General features: G+C 64.8%; 17 protein-coding genes. 5 read left to right on the forward strand and 12 right to left on the reverse strand.

The features are described from left to right. Nucleotides 1–29: 29 nt before the first annotated feature. The 4 genes from dcd to ACQY80_RS14740 are packed head-to-tail and all read right to left on the reverse strand — an operon-like array spanning nucleotide 30 to nucleotide 2,337. Nucleotides 30–584 carry a dCTP deaminase gene (gene dcd, locus ACQY80_RS14725; RefSeq protein ID WP_058816578.1) on the reverse strand — a complete coding sequence of 185 codons (555 nt, stop codon included), beginning with the start codon at nucleotides 582–584 and terminating at the stop codon, nucleotides 30–32. 39 nt (nucleotides 585–623) lie between these two features. Further along, complete coding sequence (locus tag ACQY80_RS14730) at nucleotides 624–1,073, reverse strand: cytidine deaminase (protein WP_428681126.1); 450 nt, start codon at nucleotides 1,071–1,073, stop codon at nucleotides 624–626. Continuing rightward, nucleotides 1,070–1,837: a glycoside hydrolase family 25 protein gene (locus tag ACQY80_RS14735; RefSeq protein ID WP_428681128.1), complete on the reverse strand. Its 768-nt coding sequence runs from the start codon at nucleotides 1,835–1,837 to the stop codon at nucleotides 1,070–1,072. Before ACQY80_RS14735 ends, ACQY80_RS14730 begins: the two co-directional genes overlap by 4 nt. A gap of 2 nt (nucleotides 1,838–1,839) precedes the next feature. Next, nucleotides 1,840–2,337, reverse strand: coding sequence for a UPF0262 family protein (locus tag ACQY80_RS14740; RefSeq protein ID WP_428681130.1), 498 nt, complete (start codon nucleotides 2,335–2,337; stop codon nucleotides 1,840–1,842). Nucleotides 2,338–2,468: 131 nt separating this feature from the next. Here ACQY80_RS14740 and ACQY80_RS14745 point away from each other — a divergent pair, with 131 nt between their 5' ends. Continuing rightward, on the forward strand, nucleotides 2,469–3,980 hold the full coding sequence (locus ACQY80_RS14745; protein WP_428681132.1) for a replicative DNA helicase: 1,512 nt from the start codon (nucleotides 2,469–2,471) through the stop codon (nucleotides 3,978–3,980). 3 nt (nucleotides 3,981–3,983) lie between these two features. Here the strand turns inward: ACQY80_RS14745 and ACQY80_RS14750 are convergent, their stop codons facing one another. From ACQY80_RS14750 to astD, 6 genes are all read right to left on the reverse strand, one after another. Next, the gene (locus ACQY80_RS14750; RefSeq protein ID WP_428681134.1) at nucleotides 3,984–4,775 is read right to left on the reverse strand and encodes a phosphoadenylyl-sulfate reductase; all 792 of its coding nucleotides are present in this window, start codon (nucleotides 4,773–4,775) and stop codon (nucleotides 3,984–3,986) included. Beyond that, on the reverse strand, nucleotides 4,768–5,181 hold the full coding sequence (locus ACQY80_RS14755) for a DUF934 domain-containing protein (RefSeq protein WP_428681136.1): 414 nt from the start codon (nucleotides 5,179–5,181) through the stop codon (nucleotides 4,768–4,770). The genes ACQY80_RS14750 and ACQY80_RS14755 overlap by 8 nt, the downstream gene beginning before the upstream one ends. Continuing rightward, entirely contained in the window at nucleotides 5,174–6,805 is a 1,632-nt protein-coding gene (locus ACQY80_RS14760) for a nitrite/sulfite reductase (protein ID WP_428681138.1), read from the reverse strand. The genes ACQY80_RS14755 and ACQY80_RS14760 overlap by 8 nt, the downstream gene beginning before the upstream one ends. Before the next feature lies 1 nt (nucleotide 6,806). After that, nucleotides 6,807–7,103 carry a DUF2849 domain-containing protein gene (locus ACQY80_RS14765; RefSeq protein WP_428681140.1) on the reverse strand — a complete coding sequence of 99 codons (297 nt, stop codon included), beginning with the start codon at nucleotides 7,101–7,103 and terminating at the stop codon, nucleotides 6,807–6,809. Then, complete coding sequence (cobA, locus tag ACQY80_RS14770) at nucleotides 7,100–7,897, reverse strand: uroporphyrinogen-III C-methyltransferase (protein ID WP_428681142.1); 798 nt, start codon at nucleotides 7,895–7,897, stop codon at nucleotides 7,100–7,102. The genes ACQY80_RS14765 and cobA overlap by 4 nt, the downstream gene beginning before the upstream one ends. A gap of 77 nt (nucleotides 7,898–7,974) precedes the next feature. Beyond that, complete coding sequence (gene astD, locus ACQY80_RS14775) at nucleotides 7,975–9,420, reverse strand: succinylglutamate-semialdehyde dehydrogenase (protein ID WP_428681144.1); 1,446 nt, start codon at nucleotides 9,418–9,420, stop codon at nucleotides 7,975–7,977. A 140-nt stretch (nucleotides 9,421–9,560) separates the two neighbouring features. Between astD and ACQY80_RS14780 the strand changes: the two genes are divergently transcribed. The 3 genes from ACQY80_RS14780 (at nucleotide 9,561) to ACQY80_RS14790 (ending at nucleotide 13,117) form a co-directional block, all read left to right on the forward strand. Then, nucleotides 9,561–10,451 carry an alpha/beta fold hydrolase gene (locus ACQY80_RS14780; protein WP_428681146.1) on the forward strand — a complete coding sequence of 297 codons (891 nt, stop codon included), beginning with the start codon at nucleotides 9,561–9,563 and terminating at the stop codon, nucleotides 10,449–10,451. Next, nucleotides 10,448–11,629, forward strand: a complete 1,182-nt coding sequence (locus ACQY80_RS14785) for a glycosyltransferase family 4 protein (RefSeq protein ID WP_428681148.1) — start codon at nucleotides 10,448–10,450, stop codon at nucleotides 11,627–11,629. The genes ACQY80_RS14780 and ACQY80_RS14785 overlap by 4 nt, the downstream gene beginning before the upstream one ends. Before the next feature lie 84 nt (nucleotides 11,630–11,713). After that, entirely contained in the window at nucleotides 11,714–13,117 is a 1,404-nt protein-coding gene (locus tag ACQY80_RS14790; protein ID WP_428681150.1) for an NAD(P)H-dependent flavin oxidoreductase, read from the forward strand. Nucleotides 13,118–13,138: 21 nt separating this feature from the next. On the opposite strand, the gene ACQY80_RS14795 is transcribed toward ACQY80_RS14790, so the two are convergent. Then, the gene (locus tag ACQY80_RS14795) at nucleotides 13,139–14,137 is read right to left on the reverse strand and encodes a 2-hydroxyacid dehydrogenase (protein WP_428681152.1); all 999 of its coding nucleotides are present in this window, start codon (nucleotides 14,135–14,137) and stop codon (nucleotides 13,139–13,141) included. Nucleotides 14,138–14,274: 137 nt separating this feature from the next. On the opposite strand from ACQY80_RS14795, the gene ACQY80_RS14800 reads away from it, so the two are divergent. Next, a complete protein-coding gene (locus ACQY80_RS14800; protein WP_428681154.1) occupies nucleotides 14,275–14,733 on the forward strand; it encodes an SH3 domain-containing protein in 459 nt (152 codons plus the stop codon). A 26-nt stretch (nucleotides 14,734–14,759) separates the two neighbouring features. On the opposite strand, the gene ACQY80_RS14805 is transcribed toward ACQY80_RS14800, so the two are convergent. Further along, on the reverse strand, nucleotides 14,760–15,155 hold the full coding sequence (locus ACQY80_RS14805) for a hypothetical protein (protein WP_428681156.1): 396 nt from the start codon (nucleotides 15,153–15,155) through the stop codon (nucleotides 14,760–14,762). Nucleotides 15,156–15,192: the final 37 nt, after the last annotated feature.

Consider the following 15,192-nt stretch of genomic DNA (forward strand, 5'->3'; position numbering starts at 1 on the left):
AGCGGCGTGGGGTTCCCTGAACCCGTGCCTTAGAGTTTGGGCAGCGTAACGCCCTTCTGCCCCATATATTTGCCCGCGCGGTCGGCGTAGCTCGTCTCGCACGGCTCGTTGCCCTGCAGGAACAGGAACTGGCAGGCGCCTTCGTTCGCATAAATCTTGGCGGGCAGGGGGGTGGTGTTCGAAAACTCCAGCGTCACATGCCCTTCCCAGCCGGGTTCGAGCGGGGTGACGTTCACGATGATGCCGCAGCGCGCATAGGTAGATTTGCCGAGGCAGATGACGAGCACGTCGCGCGGGATGCGGAAATATTCGACCGTCCGCGCGAGCGCGAAGCTGTTTGGCGGGATGATGCAGACGTCGGTTTCGCGGTCGACGAAATTCTTGGGATCGAACGCCTTGGGATCGACGATCGTGCTGTCGACATTGGTGAAGATCTTGAACTCGGGCGCAACGCGCGCGTCATAGCCGTAAGAGGAGAGGCCGTAGCTGATGCAGCCGTCGCGGCGCTGTGCCTCCACGAACGGCTCGATCATGCCCTGTGTGCGGGCGGCTTCGCGAATCCATTTGTCGGAAAGAATGCTCATGCCGCTGTCTTGTCGGTCCTGCGGGTCTTGCGCAAGCGGTCAGTCGATGAGGCCGAGATCCTTCGGCCCGAAGGCGGCGGGGAGCAGCTCGCTGAGCTTGTAGCTCTTCACGGCCGTGCCGTCGCCCGAAGCGCAATGGACGAGGATGTCGGTCTTCGAGCGTTCGGCGGCTTCGTTCAAAATCTGGCGGCAACGGCCGCAGGGATTGACCGGATCGCTGCCGACCAGATCGTCGCCTTGCGGTCGCCCGCCGATGATCGCGACCTCGGCGAGTTCGCCGATCCAGCCCTCGTTGGCGATCTTCGCGATCGCCGTGGTTTCGGCGCAGAGGGTCAAGCCATAGCTCGCATTTTCGACATTGGCCCCGGTGACCACGTCGCCGTTCTTCAGGAGCAGCGCGGCGCCGACATGAAAGCCCGAGTATGGGGCGTAGGCGCGGCTCGCGGCATCGCGGGCCGCGGCGATCAGGGCGTCGAGCGTGTCGCTCATGGCGTATCTCCTTCGGGGCGGACGACGTTCCAGCCGACGGTGCCATCGGCGCCCGTCAGCCGGACATAATTATTGGCCTGCCACATCGCCCAGGGATGCGCGCCATAATCAGGTTCGAAGAAATCGCGGCGGAGCCAGGTCGTGCGCGCGATGCCCTGCGTCACCTTGTAATCGGACTCGAAAGCAGGGCCGGGGGCGATCAAGCTGCGCTTGCCGGTATGCGCCTCGATCTGGGCAAGAAAAGTGGCGAGTTCGGACAGCAGCAAGGCGCGCGTCGGCCGGTCGGGGCAGCGATCGTCATAGTCGAGCCAGACGACCGCGGGCAGCGCGTCGGCGCGGCGCGGGACGTGCCGGATGAAGTTCGCGGCCTGATCGGTCGCAAGCTGGCAGAGACTGTAGCGGTGGATCGCGCCGACCTGCACCCCGACCTCGCGTGCACCCGACAGGTTGCGTGCGAACATCGGGTCGATGCCGGCGTTGCCGTCGGTCGCCATAACATAGGCAAAATCGGCGCCTGCGGCCTTGATCGATCCCCAGTGGACGGTGCCGTTGCCGGCGTCGATCGTCACGCCTTGCAGCGGAAAGAGGTTACGGTCGGGGGTCCAGCGCGCGGCCCACCAGAGCGCGAGGCCTGCGAGCAGCAGCAGGAGCGCGAGTCCGCCGCCAACGCGGCGTAGAAAGCGTTTGATCGCGCCACGCCAGTCGACCGGCGCGCTGTCGGCGGGTTTCGCCGCCTTGCCCTTGCTGCGTGCCCCCGTTGCCATCGTCAGCCCTTGATGTGGAGCACGCAGATCAGCGTGAACAGACGCCGCGCAGTATCGAAATCGACCGCAATCTTGCCGTCGAGCCGGTCCATCAGCATTTCGGCCGCCTCGTTGTGGAGGCCGCGGCGGGCCATGTCGACGGTCTCGATCTGTTGCGCGGTCGAGGTCTTGATCGCCTGATAATAGCTGTCGCAAATCGCGAAATAGTCGCGGATCGGGCGGCGGAAGCGGCCAAGGCCCAGAATGATCGCCTCGAGCGGCGAGCCGTCTTCGCGGCTGATTTCGAAGATCAGCCGGCCTTCCTCGACGCGGAGCATCAGCCGGTAAGGGCCGGCATAGCCATCGGGATGGCCGCGCTGCGGCACGAACTTGTTATCCTCAATCAGGTCAAAGATCGCGACGCGCCGTTCCTGTTCCACATCGGGGTTGCGCCAGACGATCGAGCCCTCGTCGAGCTCGACCGAGATAATGCGCTGTTTGGAAGGGTCGGCGTCGGTCATGCTGCAAGTGCTTCTACCGGTCGCGCGGCGAAGGGCAAGGGGGGGACTTATCCCCAGAACGACCCCCGGCGCTACCGGCCGGCAAAGCCAAGCCGGTTGCGCGTATCGGGTGAACGGCGCATGGTATGGCCATGGCTGAACTCGCTCTCTTTCCGGCCCCGGTCACCACCGGGGAAGAACGTCAATTACCCCGCAATATCGAGGCCGAGGCTGCTTTTCTGGGCGCCATTCTGATCGACAACCGAGTCGTCGAGGATCTGCCGGTCCAGCTTCAGGCCGCCCATTTCTTCGAACCGCTGCACGGCCGCATCTTTCAGCAGACGATGGCGCTGATCGAGCGCAACAGCATTGCGACGCCGGTGACGCTGAAACCTTTCTTCGAAGCCGACGAAGCGATGAAGGCGGTCGGCGGGGTCGGCTATCTCGCGCAGCTCACCGGTTCGGGCGCGGGCCTGATCGGTGCGCGCGACTTCGCGCGGCAGATTTTCGACCTCGCGCTGCTTCGCGAGCTGGTCGGCGTCGGGCGCGGGCTCGTCGATGGCGCGCTTGATACGAGCGAGAGCGTCGATCCGCACGCGCAGATCGAGGAGGCCGAAACGGCGCTCTATCGTGTCGCGGGCGGCGAGGCCGAAATGGGATCGGTGAAAAGCTTCAGCGCCGCCAGCCTGACGGCATTGCAAGCGGCCGAGCGTGCCCTCAATTCGGGCGGCCATCTGTCGGGTATCACGACCGGTATCGGCAGCATGAACGCCAAGATCGGCGGCATGCACAATTCGGACTTGATGATCCTCGCGGGGCGTCCGGGTATGGGCAAGACCTCGCTTGCGACGAATATCGCCTATAATGCTGCTGAACGGTTTCGCCGCGACGAGGAAGACGGCATCCCGCCCGAGAAGAATATGGGCGCGAAGGTCGCCTTCTTCAGCCTCGAAATGTCCGCCGACCAGCTCGCGACGCGCGTGCTGGCCGAACAGTCAGGCGTGTCGGGCGAGGCGCTGCGCATGGGCAAGATCAGCAAAGAGCAGTTCCAGCAGCTCAGCCGTGCGGCGCAGACGCTCCAGACGTTGCCGCTGTTCATCGACGATACGCCGGGCCTGACGATCGCAAGCCTGCGCACCCGCGCGCGCCGTTTGCAGCGCCGCCATGGCATCGGCTTCATCATCGTCGACTATCTCCAGCTGCTGCAGGGTTCGTCGAAGAGCGGCGACAACCGCGTGCAGGAAATTTCCGAAATTTCACGCGGCCTGAAGACCTTGGCGAAGGAACTTCATGTTCCGGTGATGGCGCTGTCGCAGCTCAGCCGTCAGGTCGAAAGCCGCGAAGACAAGCGTCCGCAGCTCTCTGATCTTCGTGAATCGGGCTCGATCGAACAGGACGCCGACATGGTGCTCTTCGTGTTCCGCGAGGATTATTATGTTGCCGCGCGCGAACCCAAGCGCCCGGTCGAGGGCGACGACGTCAAAATTCATGCCCAGCACGAGGAATGGGCGGCGGAGATGGAGCGCGTCTTCGGTCTGGCCGAAGTGATCGTCGCGAAATCGCGTCACGGTTCGACCGGCAAGATCCGCATGCACTTCGAGGCAAAGACGACGAAGTTCAGCGACCTCGCCGACGAGAGCCAGGCTTACGCCGACTACGAATAAGCTTCAGAATGCCGGATCGTTCGCCGGGTCATCGTCGATGGGCGTGACCGCGGTGTGGATGCCGCATTCGGTCTTGTCCCAGCCGCGCCAGCGGCCCGAACGCGGGTCTTCGCCGGCCTGGACCTTCGACGTGCAGGGCGAGCAGCCGATCGAGGGATAGCCCTGCGATTCCAGCGGGTGGCGTGGCAGGTCGTGCGCCTCGAAATAGGCGTCAAGCTCTTCGCGCTTCCAGTTGGCGAGCGGGTTGAACTTCAGTCGGCCGGTGCTGCCGTCGAGTTCGAAGCGCGGCAGGCCGCTGCGCGTCGAGGACTGAAAGCCCTTGCGGCCGGTGATCGAGGTGTCGAAATCGGTCAGCGCCTTTTCGAGCGGCTTTACCTTGCGGATTTCGCAGCAGCCGTCGGGGTCGTAAGACCAGCGCAATTCGGTTGCGTCCTTCGCAGCAAGATCCGCAGGGTCGGGCGTCAGATTGACGATATTGAGACCGAGCCGCTCGGCCAGCGTGTCGCGATAGGCAAGCGTTTCGGGGAAATGCTTGCCGGTATCGAGGAACAGCACCGGCATGTCGGGCGCTGCCCGGCTAACCAGATGAAGCAGCACTGCGCTCTCGGCGCCGAAGCTGGAAACAATCGCGGTATCGCCGAGAAGCCCCGCACCGATCACGCTCGCGACGACCTCTGCCGCGTCCTGACCGCGGAACAGGTTGTTGAGGCGGATAACGTCTGCCTGCGTGAAACGCGGAGCCACGTCAATCCGGTCGCGGGTCCGATCCTGTGCGGAGGTGCGGACGTCAGCCATGCCGCAGCTTCCAGATCGGCACCGCGCCGTCGGCCGCGCCCTGATAATGTTCGGGCCAACGGGTCAGTGCCGCCTCGACATCGGCGGGATTCAGTTCCTTGTCGGGAACGAAGCTGTCGAAGCCGCAGCGCTTCATATAGGCGATCTGGTCGACGAGGACGTCGCCCTGCGCGCGCAGTTCGCCAGTATAGCCTGCCTCGCGCAGGATACGCGCCGACGAATAGCCGCGGCCGTCGCGAAACTTCGGGAAGGCAACCTCGATCAGCGCGAGCCGGTCGAGGAAGGGGATCAGCGCGCGCGCATCTTCGTCGGGCTCGAGCCGCACCGCAGTCGCATTCGACTGTTCGAGGAAGGCGTCGAGGGTGACCGCGGGTTCCTCGCCATCAGCATGAAAATGCTCAACCATAGATCGCCTCCTTGAAGGGGGCCATGCCGATACGGCGATAGGTATCGACGAAGCGTTCGCCATCGGTACGTTCGGCCAGATATTTGTCGGTAACGCGCTCGACCGCATCGACGATGCCATCCTCGTCGAAACCGGGGCCCGTGATCGTGCCGAGGCTGACGTCCTCTGCGCCCGATCCGCCAAGCGACAATTGATAGTTTTCAGTGCCCTTACGGTCGACGCCGAGGATGCCGATGTGGCCGGCGTGGTGGTGACCACATGCGTTGATGCAGCCCGAAATCTTGAGCTTCAGTTCGCCCAGCTCCTTCTGGCGACCGAGATCGGAGAAGCGCGTCGCGATCTTCTGCGCGACCGGGATCGAGCGCGCATTGGCGAGGCTGCAATAATCGAGTCCGGGGCAGGCGATGATGTCGCTGATCAGGTCGAGGTTCGGTGTCGCGAGACCCGCTGCGTCGAGTTCCTGCCAGATGGCGTAGAGATCGGCCTTGCGGACGTGCGGCAGCACGATGTTCTGTGCGTGGGTTACGCGCAGTTCGTCATGGCTGTATTTCTCGGCAAGATCGGCCATCAGGTCGATCTGCGCCGAACTGGCGTCGCCGGGGATGCCGCCGACGGGCTTCAGGCTGATATTGACGATCGCATGGCCGGGGACTTTGTGCGCGGCAACATTCTGGTCGACCCAGACCGCGAAGTCGGGATCGCTGCGCTCGATCGCGTCGGGCGCCGAAGCGTCGAGCGCGGGCGGTGCGAATTGCGCGGCGATGCGGTCGAACTCGGCCTTCGGCGGATCGATACCCAGCGACTTCACATGCGCGAACTCTTCCTCGACCTGGCGGCGATATTCGTCGGCGCCGAGTTCGTGGATGAGGATCTTGATCCGCGCCTTGTAGATATTGTCGCGGCGGCCGTAGCGGTTGTAGACGCGCAGGCACGCCTCGGCGTAGCTCAACATATCCTCGAGCGGCACGAAATCCTTGATGAGCGGCGCGATCATCGGGGTGCGGCCCATGCCGCCGCCCACGTAGAAAGCGGCGCCGTGGACGCCATCGCGCTCGACGATCTGGATGCCGATGTCATGGAGGCGCATCGCGGCGCGATCTTCCTCGGCCGCGATGACGGCGATCTTGAACTTGCGCGGCAGATAGCTGAATTCGGGGTGGAAACTCGACCATTGACGGAGCAGCTCGGCCCACGGACGCGGATCGGTGATCTCGTCGGCAGCGGCGCCGGCCCACTGATCCGAGCTGATGTTGCGGATGCAATTGCCGCTGGTCTGGATCGCATGCATCTCGACCGACGCAAGGTCGGCGAGGATCGCGGGTGCGTCCTCCAGCTTGATCCAGTTATACTGGAGGTTCTGCCGCGTAGTGAAATGGCCGTAATCGCGGTCATATTTGCGCGCGATATGCGCCAGCATCCGCATCTGACGGCTGTCGAGCGTGCCATAGGGCACCGCTACGCGCAGCATATAGGCGTGAAGCTGGAGATAGAGGCCGTTCATCAGCCGCAGCGGCTTGAACTGGTCCTCGGTGATTTCGCCCGCAAGGCGGCGGCGCACCTGATCGCTGAACTCGGCAACGCGAGCGTCGACCATCTGCTGGTCATATTCGTCATATTTATACATGTCAGATCACCCAGTCGCCGGCCGCGGGATCGGCGGGTTTCAAAGTCAGGTCGGGACGCACGGTCGGGCCGAGCGCGCGGATGCGGTCCTTGATATGCGCGGGGCGCGGCCCCTGGGCCGTCTGCTCACCGGCGATGATATAGGGTGCGTTGACGCGGCGTGCGCCTTCTTCCGCGGCGAGGATAGCCTCGCCGGCATCGCCGACATCGGCGGCGTCCTCGATATGCAGCGACCAGTCGGCGCCGGTCCACCAGGTGACAAATCCTGTTTTCAGGTCATTGCCTGTGAGCAGTTTCATGTGAAGTCCCTCATATTTTCTATGTTTGCGGCAACTCCGGGAGCGCCGAGGCAGTCGAGCGCGTCAGCGCGCGCCGCGACCTTGCCGACGATGATCAGCGCCGGGCTGCCGACTTTTTCGCGTGCAACGAGGTCGCCGAGATCGGTCAGCAAAGTGCGCAGCACGCGCGCGTCGGCGGTGGTGCCGCGCTCGACTACCGCGACAGGCAGGTCGGGCGAGACGCCATCGGCGATCAGCTTGTCGGCGATCGCAGAGGCCGTCGCGAGGCCCATATAGATGACGAGCGTACGGCCATGGCCTGCAAGCCCCGACCAGTCCTGATCGGTCAGATCCTTGCACTGGCCCGCGACGAAGCTGACGGCGCTTGCATCCTCGCGGTGCGTGAGGGGAAGGCCGGCCTGCGCGGCGCAGCCCGCGGCGGCGGTGATGCCGGGGACGACCTCGCAGGCAACGCCGGCTTCGCGGGCAGCTTCGAGTTCTTCGCCGCCGCGGCCGAAAATGAACGGATCGCCGCCCTTCAGGCGCACAACCTGCTTGCCGGCCATAGCCTCGCGCACGATCAGGTCGTTGATCAGTTCCTGCTTCATCGTGTGGCGGCTGCGCTGCTTGGCGACACTGATCCGCTCGACGTGCGCCGGGATCAGGGCGAGCACGCCTTCGCCGACCAGCCCGTCATGGACGACCAGATCGGCCGCCGTAAGCAGCCGCGCGGCGCGCAGCGTCAGCAGGTCGGGATCGCCGGGGCCGGCGCCGACAAGCCACAGCTTGCCTGCAGGGAGAAGGGTCTTTTCCATGCAGGACAAATGGGCCGCCGCCGCCAAGATGGCAAAGCAGCCTTTATTGACGGCGATGAAGGTAAAATTGGGGTGGCCTAGAGATACTTCTTCGTCACCAATTGCGACCCTTCGGGATCGCGCAGGCCGACCCCGATCGAGGCGCGCATGGCATCGCTTTCGGCGCTCGCGACCGGATAGGCGCAATAGTCGGCAGCGTAGAAGGCGCTCGGCCGGTGATTGCCCGACAGGCCGATGCCGCCGAAAGGAGCGGCGGATGACGCGCCGTTGGTCGGGCGGTTCCAGTTTATCACGCCGGCGCGGGCGTTCGCCCAGAACTGGTCGTAAAGCTGCGGTGTGCCGCCGATCAGTGATGCCGACAGGCCGAAGCTGGTGTTGTTCGCCTCGGCAATTGCGGCTTCGAAACTGTCGACGCGGATGACTTGGAGCAGCGGGCCGAACAGTTCGATGTCGGGCCGCTCTGGCATCGCCGTCACATCGATGATCCCGGGCGTCAGATATGGACGATCCGCGATCGGACGCGACATGTGCCGCACGACCTGGCCGCCGTTCGACATCAGGATCAGGAAGCTCTCGGTCAATCCGTCGGCCGCCTCATTGTCGATCACCGGGCCCATATAAGGTGCCGGGTCGGCGTGCGGATGGTCGACGATCAGCCGGTTCGTGAGCGTCTTTACCTCTTCGAGCAGCCGTTCGGCGATGCTGTCCTTGACGATCAGGCGGCGCGCATTACTGCACCGCTGGCCGGCGCTGAGGAAAGCCGACTGGACCACAAGGATCGCGGCGGTCGCGATATCGGCGGTGTCCCAGACGACGATCGGGTTATTGCCGCCCATTTCGAGCGCAAGGATCTTGCCCGGCCTGTCGGCGAACTGGCGGTTCAGCGCCACGCCGGTGCGCGCCGATCCGGTGAAGAGCAGCCCGTCGAGGCCCGCGTGCGCGGCAAGGGCCTTGCCCGTGTCGGGGCCGCCGATGACGAGCCTGAGCACCTCCTGCGGAACGCCGGCGCTGTGGAACAGTTCGACGAGTTTTGCGCCGACGGCGGGGGTCTTCTCGGACGGTTTGAACACCACCGAATTGCCCGCGAGCAGCGCCGGGACGATATGCCCGTTGGGCAGATGCGCCGGGAAATTATAGGGGCCGAGCACGGCAAGCGTGCCGTGCGGTTTGTGGCGCACCGCGTTGCGCAGGCCCATCGCGCCTTCGATGCGGCGGTTGGAGGTGCGCTCGGCATAAGACTTTACCGAGATATCGACCTTGTTTGCGACCGACTCAACCTCGGTTCGCGCTTCCCACAAAGGCTTGCCGGTCTCGCGCGCGATGAGGTCGGCCAGGACTTCGCCCTCGGCCTTCACCCGGTCGGCGAAGCGGCGGAGTGTTTCGGAACGGAAGGTGACGGCTTTCGCGGCCCATTCGGGCCAGGCGCGCCGGGCGATCTCGACCTCGTGATCGACTTTGCTCACCGGGCCGCGCCACAGCTCGTTGCCGGTCGCGGGTTCGAAGGAAAGCAGCTGTTCACTCATGGTCATCCGCCTCTTATCGGTGAAAGCGGGAGGCGGCAACCGCTGCGGCCCATTTCGGTGACGGATCGCTTGCACGCGGCGCGCGGGTTGGCGATAGACGGGCGGGAAGCGCCAGATGAAGAGGGGAAAGCGCGATTTCGGTGAAGCAGGACATCAAGCGCGGCTGGGACGACCATTATTGGTGGTCGCACGATGGCGTCCGGCTGCACGCGCGCGTCTATGCCGGGCCTGACGGGAGCGAAGGTCTGCCGCCGATCCTCTGCATGCCCGGCCTTGCCCGCAACGCGCGCGATTTCGAGGGGCTGGCGCCGCATATGGCCGCGAAGCGGCGTGTGATCGTTGCCGAATTCCGCGGCCGCGGCGAAAGCGCCTATGCCAAGGATCCGATGACCTATGTCCCGCTAACCTATGCGCAGGACATCATCGCATTGTTCGACGACATGAAGGTTGGGCGTTTCGCAACCGTCGGCACGTCGCTCGGCGGACTCGTCTCGATGCTGCTCGCGGCGACGCAGCCAGGGCGAGTTATCGGCGCGGTCCTCAACGACGTCGGACCCGAGCTCAACGCGGCGGGACTCGATCGCATCCGCGACTATATCGGTGCGGGGGGCAGCCAGCCGACATGGATGCACGCAGCGCGCGCCTTTTCGGAACTCAACGCCGCCATTTATCCGCACTACGAGATCGAGGATTGGCTGCGGTTGACCAAGCGGACGCACCGGCTGACGCCCGAGGGGCGGATCGTCACCGACTATGACAAGCAGATCGCGGCGCCGCTCCGCGTTCCCAACGGCGGCGACGCTGCGCCGGACCTGTGGCCCGTCTATCGAGCTTTGGGCGAGATTCCGGTGCTTATCCTGCGCGGTCAACTGTCCGACATCCTGTCGGCGTCGGCAGGCGCGAAGATGATAGGCGCCTTGCCGCAGGCGCGGCTTGTCGAGGTTCCGGGGGTCGGTCATGCGCCGACGATGGACGAGGACGAGGCCCGCACGGCGATCGACGCGTGGATCGCGGAGCTTCCGGCAGCGTGAGCGCGGACGAGCCCGAGACCCCCTGGCCGATCCGTATCCTGCACCTCCATTCGAGCTTCTCGCTCGGGGGCAAGGAGGCGCGGGCCGTCCGGTTGATGAACCTGATGGGCGACCATGCACATCACACTATCCTGTCGGCGATGCCCGACGCGCTCGGCGCGCGCGACGCAATCGATCGCGGGATCATCGTGGATTTTCCGAAAGACGCCCCCGCGCTGCACGGCAAGCCGTCGCTACCGCGCTACCGCCAGCTCGCCGACTATATGACGCGGTTCGAGCTGGTGCTGAGCTATAATTGGGGCGCGATGGACGGGGTGATGGCGCGCCGCGTCCATGTCGGCCGGCTTTGGCACAGCATGCCCGACCTGATTCATCACGAGGACGGCTTCAACGAGGATGAGAGCGTCCGGCGCAACTGGAAGCGCAATCTGTTCCGGCGGATGGCACTGCGCCGCAACGCCGCGGCGCTGGTGGTGCCGTCGACGCTGCTTCAACGGATCGCGACCGATGAATGGGGCGCGGGCGACCGCGTGGAGCTGATCCGCAACGGCGTCGACGTCGCGGCCTATGGCCGTGGCCCAAGCGCGTCGATTCCCGGTTTCGAGCGGCGCGAGGGCGAGGTGGTGATCGGCACCGTCGCGGGCCTGCGAAAGGTCAAGGATTTGCCGCGGCTTGTTCGCGCGGTGGCGACGTTGCCCGCAAATGTGCGGCTGGTGATCGTCGGCGAGGGGCCCGAGCGCGAGGCGATTGCCGCCGAGGCTGCCGCTTGCGGCATGATCGGCCGACTGGTCATGCCCGGTTTCATGGCCGAGCCGGCACGCTGGATCGGCCATTTCGACCTGCTGGCGCTGTCGTCGCGGAGCGAACAGGCACCGATCGCGGTGATCGAGGCGATGGCGGCGGGGCTTCCCGTGGTGAGCCCCGAGGTGGGTGATGTCGCGGCCATGGTATCCGACGCCAACCGGCGCTTCATCGCCGGCGACGAAGCGGCTTTTCGCGCAGCGCTGGCCGAACTGGCCGGAAATGTTGCGCTGCGCGCCAGCATCGGCGCCGCCAATCGCGGGGTCGCGGCCGAACGCTTCGACGAATCAGCCATGGTCGCTGCCTATGAAAAGCTCTATGCTCGCGGGCTTGAAGGATACGGCCCGTTCAGCGGCCGCTGGATCGGCACCGATTGACAAAAGTCACCGTTTTCCGCTTACGGAAACGACAGACGGGGCCGCGGTGCGGGAGCGCTGGCGGTGGAGAGAAAGAGGTTCATAGTGTTCAAAGGTTTGAAGCCCATCCTTTACGGCGGACGCGAAGTCTGGCCGCTGGTCGAGGGTGGCAAGGGCGTGTCGGCGACCAACCATATGTCGAGCGGCGCCTGGGCGGCCGCCGGCGGGATCGGCACCGTGTCGGCGGTCAATGCCGACAGCTATGACGCCGAAGGCAAGATCGTCCCGCAAATCTATCACGCGCTGACGCGCAAGGAGCGCCACGAAGAACTGATACGGTACGGCATCGAAGGCGCGGTCGCGCAGGTCGAGCGGGCGTATGAGGTTTCGGGCGGCAAGGGCGCGATCAACATCAACGTGCTCTGGGAAATGGGCGGCGCGCAGCAGATTCTCGAAGGCGTGCTGGAGCGTACCAAGGGCAAGGTAACGGGCGTCACCTGCGGCGCGGGCATGCCGTACAAGCTCAGCGAAATCGCCGAACGGCACAATGTTCTCTATCTCCCGATCATCAGCTCGGCGCGCGCCTTTCGCGCGCTGTGGAAGCGCGCTTACAGCAAGGTTCCGCATCTGCTGGGCGCCGTGGTTTACGAAGATCCCTGGCTTGCCGGCGGCCACAACGGCCTGTCGAATGCCGAAGATCCGCTGGTTCCGCAGGATCCCTATCCGCGGGTCGCCGCGCTGCGCGAAACGATGCGTGCCGAAGGGATTTCGGACGATGTGCCGATCGTGATGGCGGGCGGTGTCTGGTATCTGCGCGACTGGGAGAATTGGATCGACAATTCCGAGCTCGGCCAGATCGCCTTCCAGTACGGCACACGGCCTTTGCTGACCGAAGAAAGCCCGATTCCGCAGGAGTGGAAGGACCGTCTCCGCACCCTCGACGACGGCGACGTGCTGCTTCACCGCTTCTCGCCGACGGGTTTTTATTCGAGCGCGGTCCGCAATCCGTTCCTCCGCGATCTCGAAACGCGCTCCGAACGCCAGATCCCCTATTCGAAGCAGGAAGCAGGCGATCATATCGTCCAGCTCGACGTCGGGGTGAAGGGGAAGAATTTCTGGGTCACGCCGCACGACCGCGCCCGCGCGCGCGACTGGGCGGCCGAGGGCTATACCGAAGCGCTGAAAACCCCGGACAATACGGTGGTTTTCGTGACCGAGGCCGACAAGGCGATCATCCGCAAGGATCAGACCGATTGCATGGGCTGCCTGTCGCATTGCGGTTTCTCGTCGTGGAAGGACCATGACGACTACACCACCGGCTACCTCGCCGATCCGCGCAGCTTCTGTATCCAGAAGACACTGCAGGACATCGCGCACGGCGGCGATGTCGAACAGAATCTGATGTTCGCGGGCCACGCCGCGTTCAACTTCAAGACCGATCCCTTCTATTCGAACAACTTCACCCCGACGGTGAAGCAGTTGGTCGACCGGATTCTGACGGGGGATTGATCGCCTTCAGGGTGGGTGGGCTCAGGCCCACCCCTCCAACACCTGATCGGGCGGGCGGTGGCCGTCGCACCAGGCGCGGATGTTGGCGATAACCTTTTCGCCCGACGCCTCGCGGCCCTCGATCGTCGCCGAGCCGAGGTGGGGCAGCAGCACGACATTGTCGAGCGCGAGCAGGGCGGGATCGACCGCGGGTTCGTGCGTATAGACATCCAGCCCCGCACCCGCGATGCGGCCGGTTTGCAGGGCTGCGATCAGCGCCTTTTCGTCGACAATCTCGCCGCGCGCGGTGTTGATCAGATAAGCCGTCGGCTTCATCGCGCCGATACGCGTCGCGCTGACCATCTCGTGCGTTTCGGTGGTGTGCGGGCAGTGGATGGTCACGACGTCGCTGATCCTCAGCAACGTATCGACGCTGGCGTGATAGCTCGCGCCCAGCTCTTCCTCGATCGCCTCGGGCAGGCGGCGGCGGTTGTGATAATGGATCGACAAGCCGAAGGCGCGCGCGCGGCGCGCGACAGCCAGCCCGATGCGGCCCATGCCGATAATGCCGAGCAGTTTGCCGCCGACGCGATGGCCGAGCATCGTGCTCGGCGCCCATCCTTGCCACTTGCCCGACCGCATCAGCTTCTCGCCCTCGGCGAGCCGGCGCGGCACCGACAGGATCAATGCCATCGTCATGTCGGCGGTGTCCTCGGTAAACACCCCCGGCGTGTTCGACACCATGATGCCTTTGGCGCGCGCCGCCGACAGGTCGATATGATCGACCCCGGCGCCGAAGTTGGCGATCAGCTTCAGCCGGTCTCCTGCCGCCTCCAGAATTTCGGCGTCGATTTCGTCGGTCACCGTCGGTACCAGCACGTCGCAGTCCGCGATCGCTGCCTTCAGTTCGTCGCGGCTATAGGCATGGTCGTGCGCCGACAGCGCGACGTCGAACAATTCGGCCATGCGGCCCTCGACATGCGGCATCAGCTGGCGGGTGACGATGACGCGTGGGCGTTTCGGACGGGATGAATCGGGCATGGCCGCTGCTAGAGCGCGCCGCGGCATCGCGGTCAAGAGGGCGGAGCCGCTTCGGAGCCGGGCGCTATTGTGGACGAATGCCGCTTATGATGCGGCGAGCGGTTGAAAAGCCGGGCCGATTTTGACAAGGCTGGGGGATGACCAGCCGCCATATTCTGACCCTCGCCCTGCTGCTCGCCGCCGTGGGACCGGCTGCCGCGCAATCCGACGTTGAATTGCCCTATTGGGCCTCGATCAACGTCGACGAAGCGCGGATGCGCAAGGGGCCGTCGCCCGACGTCCCGGTAATATGGGAATATCGGCGCAAGGATCTGCCGGTAAAGGTGGTTGCGCGCTTTGAAACCTGGCGCAAGATCGAGGATCCCGACGGGACGCAGGGCTGGATGGCGGCGCGGCTGCTCAGCCGGACGCGCACCGCGATCGTCACCGGCGGCATTCGCCCGATGCGCGAGGAACCGAATATCGCGGCCGCCGTTGCCTATCGCGCCGAAGCTGGCGTCGTCGGCCGGATCACCGACTGCAAGGACGGCTGGTGCCGGATCGATGTCGGCGGCCGCAAGGGCTGGATTGAAACCGACCATATCTGGGGCGATTGAGCACCCGTCGATACGGCCGCTTCGGCTTATTTCTTCTTCGGCGTGACCGTCACGACGGTGCCGTCATCGGCGGTCGCGGTAAAGCTGCCGTCGGCGCCCGGCTTCGACTTGCTCCAGCACATCCCGGGCTCATCGCCTTCGGGATCGAAACAATCCTTACCGTCGTGCTGCGCGAACAGGCCCTTGACAGCTTTTCCTTTTCCGTCGGTGTCGACATAGGTTCCGTCGGCGTTGATTGTCGATGTCGCGATCGTGCCGTCCGCCATTTTGACATCGTATGTGCCCGGCGGCGTCCCCGAGTCGGCAGCGGCGGCCGGCGCCGCGGTTTCGGCGGGTGCCGGGGCGGTTTCCTTCGACTCTTCAGTCTTTTGCGAACAGGCGGACAGCGCTGCGAGTGCGGCAATCAGAACGAGCTTTTTCATGTCGATGTCTCCCCCATGAGAAGGCCGGAAGGCTATG

Origin of the sequence: Sphingopyxis sp., assembly GCF_965279755.1 — a bacterium.
Classification (GTDB): domain Bacteria; phylum Pseudomonadota; class Alphaproteobacteria; order Sphingomonadales; family Sphingomonadaceae; genus Sphingopyxis.